At 66.3% G+C, this 21527-nt stretch carries 21 protein-coding genes and 1 other RNA gene; 17 read left to right on the forward strand and 5 right to left on the reverse strand.

Annotation, left to right across the window (positions count from 1 at the left end; genetic code table 11):
• Positions 1 to 28: 28 nt before the first annotated feature.
• The 5 genes from truB (at position 29) to C8J42_RS16615 (ending at position 5388) form a co-directional block, all read left to right on the forward strand.
• Positions 29 to 1054 (forward strand): tRNA pseudouridine(55) synthase TruB, encoded by a 1026-nt coding sequence (truB, locus tag C8J42_RS16595; RefSeq protein ID WP_133020953.1) that lies wholly within the window; start codon positions 29 to 31, stop codon positions 1052 to 1054.
• Positions 1055 to 1072: 18 nt separating this feature from the next.
• Positions 1073 to 1342: a 30S ribosomal protein S15 gene (gene rpsO / locus C8J42_RS16600; protein ID WP_055881152.1), complete on the forward strand. Its 270-nt coding sequence runs from the start codon at positions 1073 to 1075 to the stop codon at positions 1340 to 1342.
• Between the two features lie 260 nt (positions 1343 to 1602).
• A complete protein-coding gene (gene pnp, locus C8J42_RS16605) occupies positions 1603 to 4020 on the forward strand; it encodes a polyribonucleotide nucleotidyltransferase (RefSeq protein ID WP_133020954.1) in 2418 nt (805 codons plus the stop codon).
• A 118-nt stretch (positions 4021 to 4138) separates the two neighbouring features.
• Positions 4139 to 4519, forward strand: a complete 381-nt coding sequence (locus tag C8J42_RS16610) for a response regulator (RefSeq protein WP_207897157.1) — start codon at positions 4139 to 4141, stop codon at positions 4517 to 4519.
• A gap of 137 nt (positions 4520 to 4656) precedes the next feature.
• The gene (locus C8J42_RS16615) at positions 4657 to 5388 is read left to right on the forward strand and encodes a hypothetical protein (RefSeq protein ID WP_133020955.1); all 732 of its coding nucleotides are present in this window, start codon (positions 4657 to 4659) and stop codon (positions 5386 to 5388) included.
• 60 nt (positions 5389 to 5448) lie between these two features.
• Here C8J42_RS16615 and ssrA read toward each other — a convergent pair.
• Positions 5449 to 5804: a transfer-messenger RNA gene (ssrA, locus tag C8J42_RS16620) on the reverse strand.
• A gap of 121 nt (positions 5805 to 5925) precedes the next feature.
• On the opposite strand from ssrA, the gene C8J42_RS16625 reads away from it, so the two are divergent.
• Positions 5926 to 6357, forward strand: coding sequence for an Rrf2 family transcriptional regulator (locus C8J42_RS16625; RefSeq protein WP_133020956.1), 432 nt, complete (start codon positions 5926 to 5928; stop codon positions 6355 to 6357).
• Between the two features lie 149 nt (positions 6358 to 6506).
• On the opposite strand, the gene mscL is transcribed toward C8J42_RS16625, so the two are convergent.
• On the reverse strand, positions 6507 to 6977 hold the full coding sequence (gene mscL, locus C8J42_RS16630; protein WP_056065888.1) for a large conductance mechanosensitive channel protein MscL: 471 nt from the start codon (positions 6975 to 6977) through the stop codon (positions 6507 to 6509).
• A 103-nt stretch (positions 6978 to 7080) separates the two neighbouring features.
• Here mscL and C8J42_RS16635 point away from each other — a divergent pair, with 103 nt between their 5' ends.
• The 4 genes from C8J42_RS16635 to C8J42_RS16650 are packed head-to-tail and all read left to right on the forward strand — an operon-like array spanning position 7081 to position 9703.
• Positions 7081 to 7677, forward strand: a complete 597-nt coding sequence (locus tag C8J42_RS16635; RefSeq protein WP_056065884.1) for a LemA family protein — start codon at positions 7081 to 7083, stop codon at positions 7675 to 7677.
• A 10-nt stretch (positions 7678 to 7687) separates the two neighbouring features.
• A complete protein-coding gene (locus tag C8J42_RS16640; protein WP_133020957.1) occupies positions 7688 to 8542 on the forward strand; it encodes a TPM domain-containing protein in 855 nt (284 codons plus the stop codon).
• Between the two features lies 1 nt (position 8543).
• Positions 8544 to 9203 (forward strand): hypothetical protein, encoded by a 660-nt coding sequence (locus C8J42_RS16645; RefSeq protein WP_133020958.1) that lies wholly within the window; start codon positions 8544 to 8546, stop codon positions 9201 to 9203.
• A complete protein-coding gene (locus C8J42_RS16650; protein ID WP_133020986.1) occupies positions 9197 to 9703 on the forward strand; it encodes an NUDIX hydrolase in 507 nt (168 codons plus the stop codon). The genes C8J42_RS16645 and C8J42_RS16650 overlap by 7 nt, the downstream gene beginning before the upstream one ends.
• A 100-nt stretch (positions 9704 to 9803) precedes the next feature.
• On the opposite strand, the gene C8J42_RS16655 is transcribed toward C8J42_RS16650, so the two are convergent.
• Both C8J42_RS16655 and hrpB read right to left on the reverse strand, forming a co-directional pair.
• Complete coding sequence (locus C8J42_RS16655; RefSeq protein ID WP_055881180.1) at positions 9804 to 10085, reverse strand: ETC complex I subunit; 282 nt, start codon at positions 10083 to 10085, stop codon at positions 9804 to 9806.
• 10 nt (positions 10086 to 10095) lie between these two features.
• Entirely contained in the window at positions 10096 to 12624 is a 2529-nt protein-coding gene (hrpB, locus tag C8J42_RS16660; protein WP_133020959.1) for an ATP-dependent helicase HrpB, read from the reverse strand.
• A gap of 496 nt (positions 12625 to 13120) precedes the next feature.
• Here hrpB and C8J42_RS16665 point away from each other — a divergent pair, with 496 nt between their 5' ends.
• The 3 genes from C8J42_RS16665 to C8J42_RS16675 all read left to right on the forward strand — a co-directional run bounded on the left by C8J42_RS16665 (position 13121) and on the right by C8J42_RS16675 (position 17592).
• Positions 13121 to 15640 (forward strand): transglycosylase domain-containing protein, encoded by a 2520-nt coding sequence (locus C8J42_RS16665; RefSeq protein ID WP_133020960.1) that lies wholly within the window; start codon positions 13121 to 13123, stop codon positions 15638 to 15640.
• 105 nt (positions 15641 to 15745) lie between these two features.
• Positions 15746 to 16873, forward strand: a complete 1128-nt coding sequence (gene prfB, locus C8J42_RS16670) for a peptide chain release factor 2 (protein WP_056051599.1) — start codon at positions 15746 to 15748, stop codon at positions 16871 to 16873.
• A 23-nt stretch (positions 16874 to 16896) separates the two neighbouring features.
• The gene (locus C8J42_RS16675) at positions 16897 to 17592 is read left to right on the forward strand and encodes a class I SAM-dependent methyltransferase (protein WP_133020987.1); all 696 of its coding nucleotides are present in this window, start codon (positions 16897 to 16899) and stop codon (positions 17590 to 17592) included.
• A gap of 363 nt (positions 17593 to 17955) precedes the next feature.
• Here the strand turns inward: C8J42_RS16675 and C8J42_RS16680 are convergent, their stop codons facing one another.
• Positions 17956 to 18333 carry a JAB domain-containing protein gene (locus tag C8J42_RS16680; RefSeq protein WP_243644537.1) on the reverse strand — a complete coding sequence of 126 codons (378 nt, stop codon included), beginning with the start codon at positions 18331 to 18333 and terminating at the stop codon, positions 17956 to 17958.
• A 100-nt stretch (positions 18334 to 18433) separates the two neighbouring features.
• Here C8J42_RS16680 and C8J42_RS16685 point away from each other — a divergent pair, with 100 nt between their 5' ends.
• The 4 genes from C8J42_RS16685 (at position 18434) to C8J42_RS16700 (ending at position 21518) form a co-directional block, all read left to right on the forward strand.
• A complete protein-coding gene (locus C8J42_RS16685; protein WP_133020962.1) occupies positions 18434 to 19228 on the forward strand; it encodes a thymidylate synthase in 795 nt (264 codons plus the stop codon).
• 54 nt (positions 19229 to 19282) lie between these two features.
• On the forward strand, positions 19283 to 19801 hold the full coding sequence (locus tag C8J42_RS16690; RefSeq protein ID WP_133020963.1) for a hemerythrin domain-containing protein: 519 nt from the start codon (positions 19283 to 19285) through the stop codon (positions 19799 to 19801).
• 194 nt (positions 19802 to 19995) lie between these two features.
• On the forward strand, positions 19996 to 20460 hold the full coding sequence (locus C8J42_RS16695) for a dihydrofolate reductase (protein ID WP_120301352.1): 465 nt from the start codon (positions 19996 to 19998) through the stop codon (positions 20458 to 20460).
• Positions 20461 to 20582: 122 nt separating this feature from the next.
• The gene (locus tag C8J42_RS16700) at positions 20583 to 21518 is read left to right on the forward strand and encodes a bifunctional riboflavin kinase/FAD synthetase (RefSeq protein ID WP_133020964.1); all 936 of its coding nucleotides are present in this window, start codon (positions 20583 to 20585) and stop codon (positions 21516 to 21518) included.
• Positions 21519 to 21527 lie beyond the last annotated feature (9 nt).

Raw genomic sequence — 21527 nt, forward strand, 5'->3', positions numbered from 1 at the left:
GCCTGAATTGAATTCTAGGACTCAACGCATGCATGGCTGGATCATTCTCGACAAGCCGCTGGGGCTTGGCTCGACGCAGGGGGTATCGGCGGTGAAGCGTGCCTTGCGTAGCGGCGGATATGGGAAGTTCAAGGTGGGGCATGGGGGGACGCTCGATCCGCTCGCCACCGGGGTTCTGCCGATTGCCGTTGGGGAGGCGACCAAGCTTGCCGGGCGGATGCTCGATAGCGACAAGACCTATGATTTTACGGTGATGTTCGGGGTTCAGACGGATACGCTTGATGCGGAGGGCGTGAGCATTGCGACTTCCGATGTGCGGCCAACTCTGGCGGCGGTCGAGGCGGTGTTGGCGCAGTTTACCGGGCCGATTTCTCAGGTGCCGCCGGCGTACTCCGCGCTGAAGGTGGATGGGGAGCGGGCTTATGACTTGGCTCGGGCCGGGCATGAGGTTGTGCTGGCCAGCCGGGACGTGACGATTTATTCGCTATCCTCGCCGTTACGGGGAGGGGGACCAGCGCAGCTGGTGGAGGGGGGCTTCCGCGAGCGTTCCCTTGGTAGCGAGCCCCCCTCCACCCCCGTCCAAGCGGACGGGGGTCCCCCTCCCCGTGCCGGGGAGGAATTGCAGGATGCACCCCTGCCCCACATGCCGCTCGATGAGATCACGCTTACCGCGCATGTGTCCAAGGGCACCTACATCCGCTCCCTCGCGCGCGACATCGCGCTCGCACTCGGCACCGTCGGCCACGTCACCATGCTGCGCCGCACCAAGGCTGGTCCGTTCGACCTCACGTCCGCGATATCGCTGGACAAACTGGACGAACTCGCTAAGGCCTCCGCGCTTGAAGATGTACTTCTGCCCTTGAGGGTGGCGCTGGACGACATCCCGGCTCTCTCCCTCACCCCCGACCAGGCAGGGGCGCTCCGACAGGGGCGTATCTTGGCCGGGATCGCCGCAGACGATGGCCAATACTTCGCCGAACTGGACGCTGTCCCGGTCGCGCTGGTCGAGGTCGAGGACGGAGACGTCCGGGTCGTTCGCGGTTTCAATCTGTGATGTCGAGGACATGAATTCATGACGATTACCGCTGAACGCAAGACCGAGCTCGTCAAGGAGCATTCGCGCGCCGAGGGTGACACCGGTTCGCCGGAAGTCCAGGTCGCGATCCTGACCGAGCGCATCAAGAACCTGACCGAGCATTTCAAGGGCCACAAGAAGGACAACCACTCGCGTCGTGGTCTTCTCATGATGGTCAACAAGCGCCGGACGCTGCTGGATTATCTCCGTCACAAGGACGGCCAGCGCTATCTGGATCTGATCGCGAAGCTCGGTCTCCGCAAGTAACTTAGACGGCTCCCCTCGGGGGGCCGTTTTCGTATATAGGGTTGTTCTCCCGCGAAGGCGGGAGTCCAAACTGGACCCCCGCCTTCGGACACCCATCAAAGTAATACTTTGATGGGGCCCTGCCGCGGGGGAACAGCAAATGGAGGGACGGCAATTCGGCCACCCCTTCTGGGATGACAATTCATCCCACACCGCCGCGGGCCGGCTAAGCCCGCACATAGGCCCCAAACGCATCTGGCGTTTGGAGTGAAGGAAAAAGAATGTTCGATACCAAGACCGTAAGCGCCCAGTGGGGCGGCAAGACGCTGACGCTCGAGACCGGCCGCGTTGCGCGCCAGGCCAACGGCGCAGTCCTCGCCACCCTCGGCGAGACCGTCGTTCTGTGCGCCGTGACGGCGGCTCGGACCGTCAAGGAAGGGCAGGATTTCTTCCCGCTCACCGTCCATTACCAGGAGAAGTTCTCCGCGAGCGGCCGCATTCCCGGCGGCTTCTTCAAGCGTGAGCGCGGCGCGACCGAAAAGGAGACGCTGACCAGCCGTCTCATCGATCGCCCGATCCGTCCCCTCTTCCCAGAGGGTTTCTACAACGAGATCAACGTGATCTGCCAGGTTCTGTCGTATGACGGCGAGAACGAGCCGGACGTCCTCGCGATGGTCGCGGCCTCCGCTGCGCTGACGATCTCGGGCGTGCCGTTCATGGGCCCGATCGGCGCAGCGCGCGTCGGTTACGTCGATGGCGCGTACATCCTCAACCCGACGCTGGAAGAAGCCAAGGCTGGCGATCTCGACCTCGTCGTCGCCGCCACCGGCCAGGCCGTGATGATGGTCGAATCGGAAGCCAAGGAGCTTTCGGAAGAGATCATGCTCGGCGCCGTGCAGTTCGCCCACAAGGCCTGCCGTGAAGCCGCGAACCTGATCATCGATCTGGCCGAAATGGCTGCCAAGGATCCTTGGGAAATGGCCGAGCAGGCCGACCTGTCGACCGCCAAGGACAAGCTGAAGAAGCTGATCGGCAAGGACATCGCGGCCGCCTACAAGGTGACCGACAAGTCCAAGCGTTCGGACCTGCTGAATGCCGCTCGTGCGAAGGGCAAGACCGCCTTTGCGGACGCGTCGCCGCAGGACCAGATGGCAGCCGGCAAGCTGATGAAGAAGCTGGAGGCGGAGATCGTCCGCGGCGCCATCCTCAAGGACGGCACGCGCATCGACGGCCGCACCACCACGCAGATCCGTCCGATCGAGGCGATGGTCCACTTCCTCCCGCGCACGCACGGCTCGGCGCTGTTCACGCGCGGCGAGACGCAGTCGATCTGCACCACCACGCTCGGTACGCGCGATGCAGAGCAGATGATCGACGGCCTCAACGGGCTGTCGTACGAAAACTTCATGCTGCACTACAACTTCCCTCCCTATTCGGTTGGTGAAGTCGGTCGCTTCGGTGCGCCGGGTCGTCGCGAAGTCGGTCACGGCAAGCTCGCATGGCGCGCGCTGCACCCGGTGCTGCCGACCAAGGAAGAGTTCCCGTATACGATCCGCGTCCTGTCGGACATCACGGAGAGCAACGGTTCGTCGTCGATGGCGACGGTCTGCGGCGGTTCGCTGAGCATGATGGATGCCGGCGTTCCGCTGAAGCGTCCGGTGTCGGGCATCGCGATGGGCCTGATCCTCGAGGGCAAGAACTTCGCGGTTCTCTCGGACATCCTCGGCGACGAGGATCACCTCGGCGACATGGACTTCAAGGTCGCGGGCACGTCCGAGGGCATCACCACGATGCAGATGGACATCAAGATCGCCGGCATCACCGAGGAGATCATGGGCAAGGCGCTGGCGCAGGCCAAGGAAGGCCGCGCGCACATCCTGGGCGAGATGGCCAAGGCGCTCGACCACACCCGTGAGGAACTGTCGGCGCACGCACCGCGCATCGAGAGCTTCCAGATCGACAAGTCGAAGATCCGTGAAGTCATCGGCACCGGCGGCAAGGTGATCCGCGAGATCGTCGCGCAGACCGGCGCCAAGGTCGACATCGACGACGAGGGCGTGATCAAGGTGTCGTCGTCCGACCCCGCGCAGATCGAAGCCGCGATCAAGTGGATCAAGGGCCTCGTCGAGGAAGCCGAAGTCGGCAAGGTCTATGACGGCAAGGTCGTCAACCTGGTCGATTTCGGGGCGTTCGTGAACTTCATGGGTGGCAAGGACGGTCTCGTCCACGTGTCCGAAATCAAGAACGAGCGCGTCGAGAAGGTCTCGGACGCCCTGACCGAAGGCCAGGAGGTCAAGGTCAAGGTTCTCGAGATCGATCCGCGCGGCAAGGTTCGCCTGTCGATGCGCGTCGTCGACCAGACGACCGGCGAAGAGCTGGAGGACACGCGTCCTGCACGTGAGCCCCGTGAGGGTGGTGATCGTGGTCCGCGCGGTCCGCGTCGTGACGGCGATGGCGGCCGTGATGCCGGCAACGGCGGCGGCGGTCGTGGTCCGCGCGGCGAAGGCGGCGGCGGCGATCGCGGCTCGCGTGGTCCGCGTCGTGACGGCGATGGTGGCCGTGACGCTGGCGGCAACGGCGGTGGCCGTGGTCCGCGTCGTGACGGCGGCGGCAACGGTGGCGGCGAGCGTGCTGCACGCACCGACGGCGACAAGGCTCCCGAGTTCGCGCCGGCGTTCCTGACCGGCGATCGCGACTAAGCCTTTACGGCCTGACGGCAGTGATGGAGGGGCTCGGGAAACCGGGCCCCTTTCTCATGTCAGGCTCGCTTTGCCCCGTTATGCCTTGAGAACATGACTTATATTGGAACGGAGCGGCATGCCGGATGTTCGAACCGGTATGAATGCCATTGCGAAGTCCGTTATTCTCGTCGTCGATGACGATGCCCTCGTCCGGGTCCATTCCAACCTCGCGCTGGAGGATGCCGGCTATGAAGTCGTCGAAGCCAGCAACGCGGCCGACGCCTTGGCGAAGCTCGAAGAGCGGCCCGATATCGCCGCGCTGTTCACCGACGTCCGCATGCCGGGAGACCTGAACGGCATCGACCTCGCCAATGCCGTGCACGCTCAACGCCCCGATATCGCGATCCTGGTCACGTCGGGTGCCGACAACGGCACCACCGAGGCGCTGCCCAAGGCCGCGCGGTTCGTGCAGAAGCCCTATACCGGCGCACAACTCAGCAAGCTCCTGCAACTCTGAGCAGTTAACGGACTGGAAGAGTATTCAGGATCTTACATCTACTAGTCGAGGCAGTCCTCATTCGTCATGAGTATTGCCCGTTATCAGTATTAGGGCCATCGTCCATCGCTTGAGCATCGACTCGCGGGGGCGGTCCAATGGCATCGTTAAATAGTGTACGGCCTGCGCAACGGAATGTCGTCGCGAGCGAGCGTCGCTTCTTCCTCGGCATGGCGATAGCGATCGCCGTCACGGTGATCTTCGGCTTCACGCTGAATGCCGCGCGAATGAATTGGACGTTTCTCGAACTGCCCTTGCAAGTTCATCTGCACGCCGCCGCATTTCTGGCGTGGATCATTCTCTACGTCGTGCAGAACTGGCTGGTCGTTCGGGGATCGATCACTTGGCATCGACAACTCGGCGTACTCGGCGCCGTTATCGCAGCGTCGATGGTCGTACTGGGCATCGTCACCACAGTCGCAGCGATCCAGCAGCACCGCGTACCGCCGTTCTTTCCACCGGGCATTTTCCTCGTGCTCGACGTCCTGGGGGTGATCGGGTTCGGCATCCTGACCGCTTGGGCTATCGCGCTGCGGAAACAGGCTGCTTGGCACAAGCGACTGATGCTATGCGGCACGATCCTGGTCATGTCGCCGGCGCTCGGGCGGATCCTGCCGATGCCGCTGCTTGGCCAGTTCGCGCCGCTCGCGGTGTTCGCGTCGATGGCGGTGTTCGTCATCGCAGGGATGATCTCCGACTTGCGCCTGCGCGGGAAGATACATCCGGCCTATTACTGGGGCGGCGGCGTGCTGGTGGTGACCAACGTGCTGGTCGGCCCGCTCGGCTTCAGCCCGCCGGTACTGCGACTGGTCGAGCGCCTTGCTGCCTGATCGGGGCCAAAATGTAAGGTTAGTGGGGAGCTTCTGTTGCTCGGTGCCCCCCGTACCGCCGGTGTCCACTTCTGTTGCCCGGTGTGGCCCGAACCGCGCTTTCGTCCGTATAACCTAGGTCGTTAGACCGTCAGTTATGCGGCAATTGCGAGTGCTTCGTTATCGTTGGCACTTGTGTATGGGCCGTTGCGGTGGTCCCATTCCGAGCGAAACATAGCGTCGTTGAACACACGTCGATCCTAGTTCGACCCCGTCATCGCCCCCCTCTTGCGAAGAGGGCGGTGGTGGAGTCGCCGGGTACTGCCCCCGGGTCCGCTGTGTCTATGACACGCCACGGTTTATCGCCATAGCCGCCAAGAGAAGATTCCCCCGATGGCATGACCGATATAGGGGGGCCGCATCGATCTGAAAAGCCCGGCCAAATGAAAAGACTGGCGCGGTGGGCGCCCTCCCCTGGATAAATCGCCGATGGGTTAGCACACAGCGTGCCAAACCGCCTTTCGCTCGCCACAAAGCGCGTGCATAGCAACCTGCATTATGTTGACGCAGCGCTCCCGCTACGCGCTCCGCGCGATGATCTTCCTTGGCGGCGCCCCCGTCGGTGGCCCTCCCATCCCGATGACCCGCATCGCCGCCGAGGCGAACGTGCCGCGCAAATTCCTCGAGCTGATTCTCGCCGACCTGCGCGAGTCCGGCTTGCTCCACAGCCATCGCGGCAAGATGGGCGGCTACCGCCTGTCGCGGCCGAGCCATCTGATTTCGCTCGGCGAGATTATCCGGATCATCGAGGGCCCGCTGGCGCTGGTGCCGTGCGTGAGCCGGACCGCGTACCGGCCGTGCCTCGACTGCAAGAGCGAAGCCGACTGCGCGATCCGCTTTGCGATGATGCGCGTGCGCGACGAGACTGCGCGGATCCTCGATGGTACCAGCCTGGCGGATGCCAACGCCGAGGATCTGGTCGCGGCGTAACTCTGTCCTTCTCCCCTCGGGGAGAAGGTGGCGCGGCAGCGCCGGATGAGGGGGAGTTAAGATGTAACGTCCCAAGCCTCACGCCCCTCACCCTTCCGTCGCCCAAGGCTCCTCCTTCCCTCTCCCCGCAGGGGCGAGGGACAGGTACGTCACCCCCGCGCCTTCAACTCGTCGCGGATCTCGCGGAGCAGCGCGATCTCGACCGGCTCCGGCGCAGGCGCGACGACCACCGCCTCTTCCTCACGCTTCAACCGCGCCGTCTCGCGCTCGATCAGCGCCGCCGTCCGGTTCACCACGCGCAGGATCATGAAGATGATCCCCGCGACGATCACGAAATTGACCAGCTGCGTCGCGAACGCGCCATAGCCGAGCAGCGGCACACCGGCCTTCTTGAGCGCCGCGTAATCGCTCAGCGAGCCCGCATAGTTTGCCGGCACCGGCCCCATCCGCCAGAAATAGCTCGAGAAATCGAGCCCGCCGAAGATCTTGCCGATCACCGGCATCAGCACGTCGTCGGTCAGCGACGTGACGATCTTGCCGAACGCCGCCCCGATGATCACCGCGATGGCGAGATCGAGCACGTTGCCGCGCATGATGAACGCCTTGAATTCCTTGAGCATCTACGCCCCCTCTGTTGCCCCACCGACGCTAACCATCGATTTCGGTTTCGCCAACCCTGCGGACTGTCCTATGAGGGTGACACAGGTATTCAGGAGAGCCCCGATGTCACGTGCCCCAATCGCCCGCGGTACCGCCGCGATCCTCCTCGCATCGGCGCTGGCCGGGTGCGGGATCAACAGCATCCCGACCGCGGAAGAGACCGCCAAGGCACGCTGGGCCGACGTCCAGAACAATTATCAACGCCGCGCCGACCTGATCCCCAACCTCGTCGCGACCGTGAAGGCGGCAGGCGCGCAGGAAAAGGACATCCTCGTCCAGGTGACTCAGGCGCGCTCGGCTGCGAACTCGGTCCAGGTTTCGGCAGCCGATCTCTCCGATCCGGCGAAAATGGAGCAGTATCAGCGCGTCCAGGGTGCCGTCGGCGTGTCGCTCCAGCGCTTGCAGGAGGCGTATCCCGAGCTGAAGAGCCAGGGCAACTACACCACGCTGATGAGCCAGCTCGAGGGCACCGAGAACCGCATCACGATCGCGCGGCGCGATTACAACGGCGCGGTGCAGGCGTATAATACCAAGATCCGCACCTTCCCCGACGCGGTCGGCGCGAAGATCTTCTATGGCGCCAAGCCGATGGTGCCGTTCGCGGCGACCACGCCGGGTGCCGAGACCGCACCGACGGTGAACTTCGGCAACGCGAGCTGATCGGGGCATCATGCTCCGCCATCTCCTGACGCTCGCGTTCGCGGTGTTGCTGGGAAGCAATGCTGCGACCGCGCAGACCTTTCCCAAGTTCACCGGCTTCGTCGTCGATAGCGCGAACGTCATCCCGCCCGATCAGGAAGCGGCGCTGACCAAGCGGCTCGACGACCTGCAAAAGACGACCGGCAACCAGCTGGTGGTCGCGACGGTGCCGGATCTCGAAGGCTATCCGATCGAGGATTACGGCAATCGGTTGATCCGAAGCTGGGGCGTCGGGTTGAAGGACGCGAACAACGGCGCGATCCTGCTGGTCGCGCCGAACGACCGGAAGGTGCGGATCGAGGTCGGCTACGGGCTTGAGCCGGTGCTGACCGACGCGTTCTCCAGCGTCGTCATCAACCAGGACATCCTGCCGCGTTTCAAGGCGGGGGACATCCCGGGCGGGATCGTCGCGGGGACCAACGCGGTGGCAGACCAGCTTGCGCTGCCCGATGCGGAGGCGCGCGCGAAGGTTACGGCGGCGGCGGCGGAGTATGACAAGACGCATCGTCGCTCCAATTCGGGTGGCGGCGGCGTGCCGATCGGGCTGATCTTTTTCGGAATCGTGCTGGCGGCGATCGTCATTCCGATGATTTCGCGGCGCGCGGGCGGACAACGCTACACCGATGGAGGGCGCGGCGGTGGCAGCGGTGCCTTGCCAATCGTGTTGTGGAGCATCGCCGACGCGATGACTCGTGGCGGCGGTAATGGCGGCGGCGGAAGCTGGGGTGGCGGTGGCGACAGCGGCGGCGGCGGCTGGGGCGGCGGTGGTTTTGGCGGCGGCGGCGGTGGATCCGGCGGCGGCGGCGGCGCATCGGGGGGATGGTGACATGCGGTTGAGCGACACCGACCACGACCGCGTCACGGCGGCGGTCACCCAGGCGGAGACCGCGACGACCGGCGAGATCGTCACGATCGTCGCGCGGCAGTCCGATGCCTATCACGACGTATCGATGCACTGGGGCGTGCTGGCGATGCTGCTGACGCTGGCGCTGGTCGCGTACCACCCGGTCGCAGCGGACCATATCTACGCGCGGGTCGATCCCTGGCAGGCGGCTCCGCAGGGTGCACTGTACGTACTGGTGCTGGTGACCCTGGTGTTCCTGGCGGTGCGGCTGGTGCTAGCGTGGACGCCGGCGCGGCTCGCGCTGACGCCGGGCGCGACCAAGGCGCGGCGCGTGCGGCGGCGGGCTCTACTCCTGTTCCGTGCGGGGGCCGAGAAGCGCACCAAGGGCTCGACCGGCGTACTGCTATACCTGTCGCTGGCCGAGCACCGCGCGGAGATCATCGCCGACGATGCGATCCATTCGCGCGTGCCGAACGAAACCTGGGGCGCGGCGATGGCGGCGGTGCTGGCCGGCGTCCGCGACGATCGCCCCGCCGACGGGATGGCGGATGCGGTCGCGCAGATCGGGGCGGTGCTCGCCGAACATTTCCCCCGCACCGGTGCGCCGGTGAACGAACTTCCGGACAGGCTGATCGAATTATGAGCAAGACCGTATGGGCTGGGAAATTCCTGACCGTGCAGACCGAAGGCACGTGGGAATTCGCGGCGCGCCAGGGCGAGATCGCGGCGGCGGTGATCGTCGCGATCGACGACGGCGACGTGATCCTGGTGGAGCAGTTCCGCGTGCCGCTGGGCCGCGCGTGTCTCGAACTGCCGGCCGGGCTGGTCGGTGACGAAACCGCGGGCGAGAGCGTCGCGGTGGCCGCTGGCCGCGAACTGGAGGAAGAGACCGGCTACCGCGCGGACGCGATCGAGGACCTTGGTGTGTTCTATTCGTCGCCTGGGATGACGTCGGAATGCTTCACGCTGGTCCGCGCCACCGGGCTCACGAAGGTCGCTGACGGCGGCGGGGATGGCGACGAGAACATCACCGTGCACCGGGTGCCGCTGGCGGACGTGCCGGCATTCGTGGCCGAGAAGCGGGTCGCTGGCGTGGCGATCGATACCAAGATGCTGCTGATCCTGGCGGGATCGATTTTCTAACCGAGACCTGTTTCCCCGCGAAGGCGGGGACCCAGACTGGGCTCCCGCCTTCGCGGGAGAACAAGGAGGTGCGGGAGGGCCTAGCGCCGCTCCCGCGGGCTTACTTGAAATTATCCGCGTAGCTCTGCAGCTTCAACGTCTTCTGCGGCGCCGGCACGACCGTATACCCGAAGCCCTCGCGCTCGCAGTGCGCGATCGCCGCTTCGGCGGTCGGGAACAGCAGACGGAGCTGGTCGCGGGTGTCGCCGCTGCCGGCCCAGCCGGTGAGCGGGTCGGGGCGCTTGGCCTCCGAGGGTTCGAATTCGAGCTGCCAGGCGTCGGTCCGGTGCTTGCCGGACTGCATGGCGTTCTTGGGGCGCTGGAAGATACGGGCGGTTGGCATGGATGCTCCCTTATCGCGAACCGGCGGCCCTTGCATCCGCCTTTTTCGTGCGCAGCGTCGCCGACGCCGCGGCGGGGTCGTCGGGCCAGGGATGCTTGGGGTAGTGCCCGCGCATTTCCTTCGCCACCGCGGTCCAGCTGCCCGCCCAGAATCCGGGCAGGTCGCGCGTCGTCTGGATCGGGCGGCCGGCGGGGGATGTGAGGCTCAGCACTAGCGGTACGCGGCGCTCGCCGATCACCGGGTGGACCGCGAGCCCGAACAGGGCCTGGACGCGGAGTTCGACGCGCGGGCCGCCTTCTGCTGCGTAGTCGATCGCGTGCGTGCTGCCGGCGGGGCTGGTGAAATCGGGCGGGGCGAGCCGGTTGATCGTCTGCATTGCGTCCCAGCCGAGCAGGTTGCGTAGCGCCTCGGCGAGCGCGCCGGGGGCGATCGCGTCGAGTCGGCGTTTGCCGGCCAGGAGCGGAGCGAGCCATTCGTCGGCGCGGTCGAGCAGGATCGCGTCGTCGAGTTGAACGCCTGCATAGGCAGCGCGGTCGCGCAGCGCTTGGGCGCCGTCGCTCCAGGGTAGCAGCGCGAGGCCGTGCTCGCGGACGCCATCGATGAGCGCGGAAAGGATCGCGTCTGGGTCGGCGCCGCTGTCGGGGCCGCTCGACATGCGGATCGCGCCGAGGCGGCGTTCGCGGAGCGCCTGGATGCCGCCGGTCGTGGGGTCGAACGTCACGGTGCGGCGGGATTCGATGCGGTCGGCGAAGAGAGTTTCGACGGTGGCCTGGTCGATCGCTACCGCGGAGAGAATGCGCGCGCCGGCGGCCGAGCCTTGCGTGTCGGCGACGGCGAGCCATTCGGAGCGGGCGAGCGGCGAGGTCGGGTCGAGCTTGAACCCGCGTCCGCCGACCGAGGCCCAGGTTTCGCCGGACGCGTCTCGGCGGCGCGCGACGCGGTCGGGGAAGCCCAGTGCGACGCAAACCTCTGCCCCCCCTCCCGCAAGCGGGAGGGGGTTGGGGGGTGGGCTCGCGCCATCCGCGTTATTTGACGTTGAGGCCGGGCGCCCACCCCCAAGCCCCCTCCCGCTTGCGGGAGGGGGGGCAAGTTTCGCCCACCTATCGGCCATGGCGCGTGCCGCATTAGCCTTCGGACCGCGTTCGGTTTTCCAGCGGCGGAGGCGGGTTTCCAGATCGACGTCCTGTCCGCCAATGCCGCGTTCGCCTAGCAGCACCGCGATTTGCGCCGCTACATTTGCCAACCCCCGCTCCCCCGCTCGAAGGAGCATGTGCGCTAGTCTCGGCGGCATCGGGAGTTTCGCGATCGCGCGGCCGTGCGACGTCGGGCGGCCCTCTTCGATCGCCTCCAGCGTCGTCAGCCGCGCCATTGCCTCGTCAATAGCGGCGGCGGGGGGTGGGTCGATCCAGCGCAGGTCTCGGGGATCGCCAACGCCCCATAGTGCGCAGGCCAACACGAGCGCCGACAGGTCTGCCTCCAGGATTTCGGGCGGGTCGTAGCGCGGAAGACCGGCGGTCGCAGCTTCCTCCCACAAGCGATACGCTATCCCCGGCCCGAGACGGGCGGCGCGGCCGGCGCGTTGGGTTACCGCGGCCTGGCTCGCACGTTCGGTGACCAGCCGCGTCATGCCGGCGGCCCGGTCGTAGCGGGGGCGTCTCGCGAGCCCGGAGTCGACGACGATGCGTATGCCGTCGAGCGTCAGGCTTGTCTCGGCGATGCTGGTGGCGAGGACTACTTTCCGTCGCCCGTCAGGTTCGGGGAGGATCGCAGCGCGCTGAACTGCGGGGTCGAGGCTGCCGTGGAGTTCGTGGAGGACGATGTCGTCGGGGAGGTTGGCGAGGCGGTCGGCGGTCCGTTCGATCTCCGCGACGCCGGGTAGGAACGCGAGCACGCCGCCCTCCGCTTCGCCGAGCGCGCGGCGGATCGCGGCGGCGACCGAGTCCTCGATGCGGAGTTCGGCTTGGCGACCGACGTGGCGGAGGGTGAGTGGGTAGCTGCGACCTTCGCTTTCGATCACGGGCGCGCCGTCCATTAATGCCGCGAACCGCGCACCGTCGAGCGTCGCAGACATCGCGACGATGCGCAGGTCTGGGCGGAAGCCGGCTTGCACGTCGAGCGCTAGCGCGAGGCCGAAATCGCCGTCGAGGCTGCGCTCGTGGACTTCGTCGAACAGGACCGCGGAGACGCCGACGAGTTCGGGATCGGCCTGGATGCGCGCGACGAAGATGCCTTCGGTGATGACCGTGACGCGGGTCGCGGCGGAGCGCTTGCTGTCCATCCGGGTGGCGTAGCCGAAGGTCTGGCCGACGGGCTCGCCGGCTGTCGAGGCCATGCGTTCGGCGGCGGCGCGGGCGGCGAGGCGACGGGGGGAGAGGAGCAGGATCTCGCCGGTGCACCAGGGTTCGGTGAGGAGGGCCGGCGCTACTGCGGTGGTTTTGCCGGCGCCTGGGGGGGCGACGAGGACCGCGGAGGTCCGGTCGCGGAGGGTGGCGAGGAGCTCGGGGAGTACGGCTAGGATCGGGAGCGGCGGCGGGGTCATGCGCGCCTGCTGCCACAGTAGCGGGGTTGGTGACAGGTTTTGCTTGGGGGGGCCTGGGAAGGTGCGGGTTCAAACCGATGATCGTAAGTTTTAATCCTCCCCGCCAGGGGGAGGTGTCAGACACTTGACTGACGGAGGGGGAGGTAAGGGAGAACCTCTGCTCCGTGTCCTCCCCCTCCGTCACCTTCGGTGCCCCCCCCCCTGGCGGGGGAGGATCGTTCGAGCTCACGGACGTCGATGGCTTACCTACCCGCCAACAGCACCGCCCCGGCGAAGGCCGGGGTCCAATTGGGAAACGGTGGTGAAGGCCGTTGCGCTCCGTTACTGCCACCTCTCCAATTGGGCCCCGGCCTCCGCCGGGGTGGTGCGCATATCCGGACGGGCCGGGCATCAGACGAGTTGATCGCTGCCGAACGCGTTGCGACAGCCCACCCCGCCCTATCCCACCGAAGGCTGGCAAGCGCCCGCGAACCTGCTAGACGCTGCGGCAGTAATCATGGCGTCCGATCCCTCCCCCACCTCGACGACGGCGACAGGCCGCACTTCCGACCGGCTGCGCGGCAGGGTCGCGCGTGCGTTGGCGAGTCGGTGGACCAAGGCGGCGTTGGTGCTGGTGGTGCTCGGCGTCGTCGCGGTCTTTGCGTTCTGGTTCGCGGTCATGCGCGACCTGCCCTCGGTCGACACGTTGCGCACGTACGAGCCGCCGCTGCCGACCAACGTCCGCGGCATCGATGGCGCGCCGATCCATTCCTACGCGCGCGAGCGCCGCGTCGAGCTGAGCTACGCCGAATATCCGCCGCTGCTCGTGAAGGCGTTCCTCGCCGCCGAGGACAAGTCGTTCTTCGAGCATCACGGCGTCGATTATCCCGGCCTCGCCGGCGCGGTGTACGATTATGCGACCAAGCTCGGCACCGGCAAGCGCGCCAAGGGCGGCTCGACGATCACGCAGCAGGTTGCGAAGAACCTGTTGATCGGCAACGCCTATTCGCCATCGCGCAAACTGCGCGAGGCGGTACTGGCGTACAAGATCGAGGATACGCTGACCAAGGAGCAGATCCTCGAGCTGTACCTCAACCAGATCGCGCTCGGGCGTAACGCGTTCGGCGTCGAGGCGGCGTCACACGCGTATTTCGACAAGGAACTCGACCAGCTCGATCTCGCGCAGATGGCGTACCTCGCGATCCTGCCCAAGGGTCCGTCGAACTACGATCCGGTGCGCAACACCGAGCGCGCGATGATTCGGCGCAACTATGTGCTGAACCGGATGCTCGACAACGGCTTTATCACGCGTGCGCAGCATGACCAGGCCAATGCCGAACCGCTCGGTGCGGTGATGCGCCGCACGCCGAAATTCGAGAGCGTCGGCGGGTATTTCGTCGAGGAAGTCCGTCGCCAGCTGATGGCGAAGTTCGGCGAGAATGCGAAGGATGGCCCCTACAGCGTCTATTCGGGCGGCCTGTGGGTGCGCACCTCGTTCGACGCGAAGTTGCAGGATTTGGCGCAGCAAGCCTTGCGCGATGGTCTGGTGCGGTTCGACAGCGGACGCGGCTGGAACGGGCCGATCCGTCATGTCGAGATCGAGGACGACAACTGGCTCCAGCCTCTGCTCAACAGCAACATCGCGCTCGATTACCGCGATTGGGTCGCGGCGATCGTGACGGGCAAGGACGGCAACGCCTGGAGCCTAGGCTTCCGCACCGGCAAGACCGGCACGCTGCCGCGCTATGCGGCGCAGATGCCGGTGCGCGGCAAGGGCGGCAACGCGTTCGGCGCGATCGAGGTCGGCGACATCATCGCGGTGGCGCCGGACGGTGGTTCGTTCGCGCTGCGGGCGATCCCCAAGGTGTCAGGCGCGTTCGTCGTCGAGGAGCCGGCGTCGGGCCGCGTGCTGGCGATGCAGGGCGGCTTCGACGACCGGTTGCAGGCGTTCAACCGCGCCACGCAGGCGATGCGGCAGCCGGGCTCGACGATCAAGCCGATCGTCTATTCCGCCGCGCTCGACAACGGCATGACGCCAGCCTCGATCATCGTCGACGGGCCGTTCTGCGTCTATCAGGGCGCGCGGCTCGGGCAGAAATGCTTCCGCAACTTCGGCAATTCGCGCGGGTCCGGCCCGCACACGATGCGCTGGGGTATCGAGCAGTCGCGCAACCTGATGACGGTGCGCGCCGCCGCGCAGACCGGCATGCCCAAGGTCGTCGCGACGATCAAGAAGATGGGCGTCGGCGATTATGCGCCGTATCTCTCCTACGCGCTCGGCGCCGGCGAAACGACCGTCGGACGGATGGTCAATGCGTATTCGATCCTCGCCAACAACGGCAAGGGCGGCCCGCCGTCGCTGATCGACTTCGTCCAGGATCGTCACGGCAAGGTTATCTGGCCCGAGAACTGGCGGCCCTGCGATCGCTGCAACGCGCCCGACTGGGACGGCAAGCCGATGCCACGGCCGATCACGCGCCAGCGCCAGGTGCTCGACGCGATGACCGCCTACCAGATGGTCCACATCACCGAAGGCGTCGTCCAGCGCGGTACCGCGGTGACCCTGCGTGATCTCGACCGGCCGATGTTCGGCAAGACCGGCACCAACAACGGCCCGACCGACGTGTGGTTCGTCGGGGGGACGCCGCAGTTCGTCGGCGGACTGTATATCGGGTTCGACACGCCAAAGAATCTCGGTGGCGCGGCGCAGGGCGGCACGCTCGCCGCGCCGATCTTCAAGCAGTTTGCGGTCAAGGCGTATGAGGACCTGCCCAAGCTGCCGTTCCGTGCGCCCGCAGGCATCCGCATGGTCCGGATCGATCGCGGTAGCGGCCGGCCGGTCTATGGCACGTGGCCCGATACGAGCGATCCGAAGCCTGCGGTCATCTGGGAAGCGTTCAAGCCCGAGAGCGAACCGCGGCGTGCGGCGCGACGCTCGGATGCCGCTCCCACTGCTGCCACGACGACGACCGCGGTGAAGAAGGCCGAAGCCCCGCGCGACAGCGATTTCTTGCAAAGACAAGGCGGAATCTACTAGCGCGCTTATATAGACGTCATCCCGGCGCCCGCCGGAGACCCGCCCCGCTCGCTTGGGACGGCGATCCCGGCCTCCGCTGGGAAGACGGAATTTTTGGAGAATATCATGCGCGCCGAAGCGCAGGCTCACGTAGACACCATCAACGACGCGCTGGCGCTGCTGCGCCGCTTCCTCGACTGGGACCGCGCGCTGCGTCGTCTCGACGAGCTGAATGCGCGCGTCGAGGATCAGGCGCTCTGGTCCGATCCCAAGGCCGCGCAGGAGGTGATGCGCGAGCGTCGTCGTCTCGACGAGGCGATCAGCGCGACGCGCGCGATCCAGAGCGAGCTTAGCGACACCGCCGAGTTGATCGAGATGGCCGAGGCCGAGGGCGACACCGAGATGGAGGCGGACGGCGTTGCGTCGCTCGCCGAGCTCGCCGCGCGTGCCGACAAGGACAAGATCAAGGCGCTGCTGGCGGGCGAGGCCGACGCGAACGACACCTATATCGAGGTCAATGCCGGCGCCGGCGGGACCGAGAGCCAGGACTGGGCCGGCATGCTCAGCCGGATGTATTCGCGCTGGGGCGAGCGCCACGGGCTGAAGGTCGAACTGGTCGACCAGCATTCGGGCGAGCAGGCCGGGATCAAGTCCGCCACGCTGCTGCTCAAGGGCGAGAACGCGTACGGCTATGCCAAGACCGAAAGCGGCGTGCACCGGCTGGTCCGGATCAGTCCGTACGATTCGGCGGCGCGGCGGCACACCTCGTTTGCCAGCGTCTGGGTGTACCCGGTCGTCGACGACAATATCGAGGTCGAATATAACGAGAGCGACCTGCGCATCGACACGTACCGTGCGTCGGGCGCCGGCGGCCAGCACATCAACACGACCGACTCGGCGGTGCGCATCACGCACATCCCGACCGGCATCGTCGTGCAGTGTCAGAACCAGCGCTCGCAGCACAAGAACAAGGCCGAGGCCTACAACCAGCTCCGCGCGCGTCTGTACGAGCGCGAACTGGCGATCCGCGAGACTGCGGCGAATGCCGAGAATGCCGGCAAGACCGACATCGGCTGGGGTCATCAGATTCGCAGCTACGTGCTTCAGCCGTACCAGATGGTGAAGGACCTGCGCACCGGCGTGGTGTCGACCAGCCCGTCGGACGTGCTCGACGGCGACCTCGAGATGTTCATGGCCGCGGCGCTGTCGCAGCGCGTGACCGGCGAGGCCGTCGAGGTGGAGGACGTCGATTGAGCTTGCGGGGTGCCCTTGCCCTGATGGTCCTGCCGATGCTTGCGCTATGCGCGTGTGACGGCAGCAAGCCGCTGATCAAGCGCGAGCCCAAGGAGCCGGTGTTCCCCGCCGCCGACCGTCCGGTCGCGTCGATAGTCTCGACGCGCTGGTCCAACGAGGAAGCGCGCGATCGGCTCAACGAGGCCGGCGAGGTCATGAACAAGGGCGAGATCCGCAAGGGCATGACGGTCGCGGATATCGGCGCGGGTGAGGGATACTACACGATCCGCCTCGCGGCGCGCGTCGGCAAGGACGGGCGCGTGCTCGCCGAGGACATCATCCCGGCGGTGCGCGACCAGCTCGCGGAACGCGTCGCGCGCGAGGATCTGGCGAACGTCAGCGTAAAGCTGGGCGAGGCGAACGATCCGAAGCTACCCGAGGCGAGCTTCGACCGGGTGTTGATGGTGCACATGTATCACGAGATCGAGCAGCCCTACGAGTTCCTGTGGCGGCTGCGGCCGTCGCTGAAGCCCGACGGGCTGGTGGTGGTGGTCGATGCGAACCGCCCGACGCAGAATCATGGCACGCCCCCCGCGCTGTTGAAGTGCGAGTTCGCGGCGGTGGGGTATACGCAGGTGGATACCGACGACATGCCCTCCGCCGGGGGCTACATCGCGACGTTCCGCGCGACCGGGCCGCGGCCGGCGCCGGAAGCGATCCGGGGGTGTCGGCTGGGGTAAAGTTGGGTTTCTAATCCTTACCGATCCAGATGCACCACCCCGGCGGAGGCCGGGGCCCAATTGGAAAGGTCGCAGTAACCGCGAACTGCGCGTCGTTGGCGACGTCCCCCAATTGGGCCCCGGCCTTCGCCGGGGTGGTGTGTTTGGGGAAGGCGCTCCTCACACCACCACCTTCGCGTGGGGACTTGTGAACCGGTCGCCTGCAGTCCGACGACAGCGCACGCATCCTTGTTCTCCCGCGAAGGCGGGGAGCCCAGTCTGGCTCCCCGCCTTCGCGGGGAAACAAGCTTTTGTGTCGTCATGTGGGAGACGCCCCATCTCGCTGATGCCAGCCGCGGGTTCGGTCGGGATCGATGCGACAAGTCAGACGATCCCCATCGCTCGCAAACTCGTCACCTCGTCCCCCGCGATCACCAAGTGATCGAGCAACACCACCTCCAACGTCCGCAACCCAGCCGCCAGTGCCCGCGTGAACGCCACGTCCCGCTCGCTCGGCGTCGCATCCCCGCTCGGATGGTTGTGCGCGATGATCACCCCGTGAGCACCGAACGCCAGTGCATCCACCGCGACCGTCCGGATCGAGATCACCACCTGATCCCGCCCCCCGACGACGTGCCGCATCCCGAGAAGCCTCCGATTCGGATCAAGATACGCCACCGCGACCGTCTCGACCGTGGCATTACGTAGCCCAGCGAACAGCGCGCGCGCCGCATCGAGGTCGGCAATACGAGGGGAAGGCACGGGCGACGGCGGCACATACCTGCCTGCCCCACGTCACCGGCGACCGCACGCGCAACTACATCCGCTTGAGCCCCCGCCCCGGCACCGCTACGCAAACCCGATGCGCCAATATCTAGATCTCATGGACCGCGTGCTCTCGACCGGCGTCGAGACGATGGACCGCACCGGCACCGGCACGCTCAGCGTGTTCGGCGCGCAGATGCGGTTCGATCTCGCGCAGGGCTTCCCTGTGCTCACCACCAAGAAGCTCCACCTCCGCTCGATCATCGTCGAGCTACTGTGGTTCCTGCGCGGCGACACCAACGTGCGCTGGCTACAGGACCGGAAAGTCGCGATCTGGGACGAATGGGCGGACGAGAATGGCGATCTCGGCCCGGTCTACGGCAAGCAATGGCGCGACTGGGTCGCCGCGGACGGTCGCCACATCGACCAGATCGCCGAACTCATAACGCAGATCAAAACCAACCCCGCCTCGCGCCGCCAGATCGTCAGCGCGTGGAATCCGGGCGACCTCCATGCGATGGCGCTCGCGCCGTGCCATTGCCTGTTCCAGACGCACGTCGCCAACGGCAAGCTCTCGCTCCAGCTCTACCAGCGCTCGGGCGACATCTTCCTCGGCGTGCCGTTCAACATCGCCAGCTACGCGCTCCTCACGCACATCCTGGCGCAGCAATGCGGGCTCGAGGTCGGCGAGTTCATCTGGACCGGCGGCGATTGCCACCTATATTCGAACCATCTCGACCAGGCTCGACTGCAACTGACGCGCTCGCCGGGGCCGTTGCCGCGGCTTGAGATTTTGCGGAAGCCGGACTCGATCGACGCGTACGAGTATGAGGATTTCGTCCTGCACGATTACGTCGCGCAGGCGCATATCAAGGCGCCTGTCGCGGTCTGACACGATAGCGAATCGCAATAGGAACCGCCCGTGCGCTGTGCGGTTCAGATGCGCATGGATATCACACAGCTCATTCTTGACGAACACGCGCAGCAGCGCGCATTGTTCGCGCAGATCGATTCGATCGACGCCAAGGACACCGAGGCGCTGTCGGCGCTTTGGACCCGCCTCAAGAACCTGCTCGACGCGCATGCCGAGGCGGAGGAGCGCTTCTTCTATCCGCGGTTGATGAAGATCGGCACCGGCGGCAACGACGCCGACTCGGCCGCCGAAGAGACCGAGGACGCGATCGAGGATCACAACGACATTCGCGAGACGGGCGAGGCGGTCGACAAGCACCCGGTCGGCTCGGACGCGTGGTTCGAGGCAGTCGGCGAATGCAACAAGGCGAACAGCGATCACCTGGCCGAGGAAGAACGCCAGGGTCTGACCGATTTCCGCAAGCATGCGACGCTGGAAGAGCGGCATGAACTGGGCGTGCGGTTCGCGGCGTTCGAGGCGAATCACCTGAACGGGGTGACGGTCGTCGAGAAGGATCCCGAGGCGTATGTGAAGCAGCATGCGCCGGGGTGAGCCACACCGCTTATCTACCACCCCGGCGAAGGCCGGGGCCCAATTGGAAAGGTCGGAGTAACAGGGCGCGGCGTCCATCAGCAGCGTTTCCCAATTGGGCCCCGGCCTCCGCCGGGGTGGTTGTTCGTTAGGTAGAGTATGCCGACTTAAACGGAAGTGTAGCCCCCCTTCCCTCATTCCGGCATGACCGGAACATGATCACCTTCTACCTCGCCCGCGCCACCAACGGCGTCATCGGCCGCGATGGCCAGCTCCCCTGGCGCATCCCCGCGGACCTGAAGCGCTTCAAGGCGCTGACGATGGGCAAGCCGATGGTGATGGGGCGCAAAACCTTCGAGAGTTTCCCGAGCCCCCTTCCCGGCCGCCGGCATATTGTCCTGACGCGGGGCGACTGGAGCGCGGAAGGCGCCGAGGTCGCGCATTCGGTCGAGCAAGCGCTGGCGATCGCGGGTGACGACGTCGCGGTGATCGGCGGCGCACAGATCTATGCGCAGTTGCTCCCCCATGCGGACCGGATCGAACTGACCGAAGTCCATGACGAACCCGAAGGCGACGCCGTCGTCCCCGCGTTCGAGGGCTGGCGCGAGATCGCTCGCGAGGACCACCCAGGCGAAAAGCAACGGCCCGCTTATAGCTTCGTCACCCTCACCCGCCCCTGAGTTGTTTCAGCGAAGGCGGGAGCCCAGGCTGGACTCCCACCTTCGCGGTAGAACAAGGAGTTGCGGGAGACGACCGCACGGAAGGACTATCGCCTTTCGCGGCGGCTGGTTACTGACCCCGCATGCAGCGGCTCGACGGCGGCGCGTCCATTCCTTCGCATCTCGCGAATGGGATCGTCGCGCTGGGCAATTTCGATGGATTCCACCTCGGTCACCAGGCGGTGGTCGCGCGCGCGATCGCCTGGGCCAAAGCCGAGGGCCGCCCCGCGCTGGTGGCGACGTTCGATCCCCATCCGGTCCGGCATTTCCGCCCCGACACCGCGCCGTTCCGCCTCACCACACTCGACCAGCGCGAGCGGCTGTTCGCGGAAGCCGGCGCCGATGCGATGGTGGTGTTCCATTTCGACGGCGATCTCGCCGCGCTGACCGCCGAGCAGTTCATCGCCCAGCGGCTCGAGAACAATCTCCGCATCGGCGGCGTCGTCACCGGCGAGGACTTCACCTTCGGCAAGGGCAAGGCCGGCACCGTCCACACGCTCGCCTCGCGGGGCCCGGTCCACGGGTTCCGCGCGGAAACCGTCGGCGCGGTCGCGTTGAACGGCGAGACCGTCTCGTCCACGCGCATCCGCGATGCCTTGCGCAGCGGCGACATGGCGACCGCGACGCGCCTGCTCACGCGACCGTTCGCGATCGAGGGCGTGGTGCAGCACGGCGACAAGCTGGGCCGCACGATCGGCTATCCGACCGCCAATCTCGACATGGGCAATTATCTTCGCCCGGCATACGGGATCTATGCGGTGACCGGGCGGCTGGAGGACGGCCGCGTACTGAAGGGCGCGGCGAACCTCGGCATCCGCCCGAGCTTCGATCCGCCGAAGGAATTGCTGGAACCGTATTTCTTCGACTTCTCGGAGGATCTGTACGGCCGTCGCGTCGAGGTTTCGCTGGTCGAGTATCTCCGGCCGGAAGCGAAGTTCGACAGTCTTGACGCGCTCACGACGCAGATGGATGCCGACTGCGATCGCGCGCGCGCAATCCTGGGTTCCTCCCCTCCCTGAAAGGGAGGG

Origin of the sequence: Sphingomonas sp. PP-CE-1A-559, assembly GCF_004340965.1 — a bacterium.
Taxonomy (GTDB): Bacteria; Pseudomonadota; Alphaproteobacteria; order Sphingomonadales; family Sphingomonadaceae; genus Sphingomonas.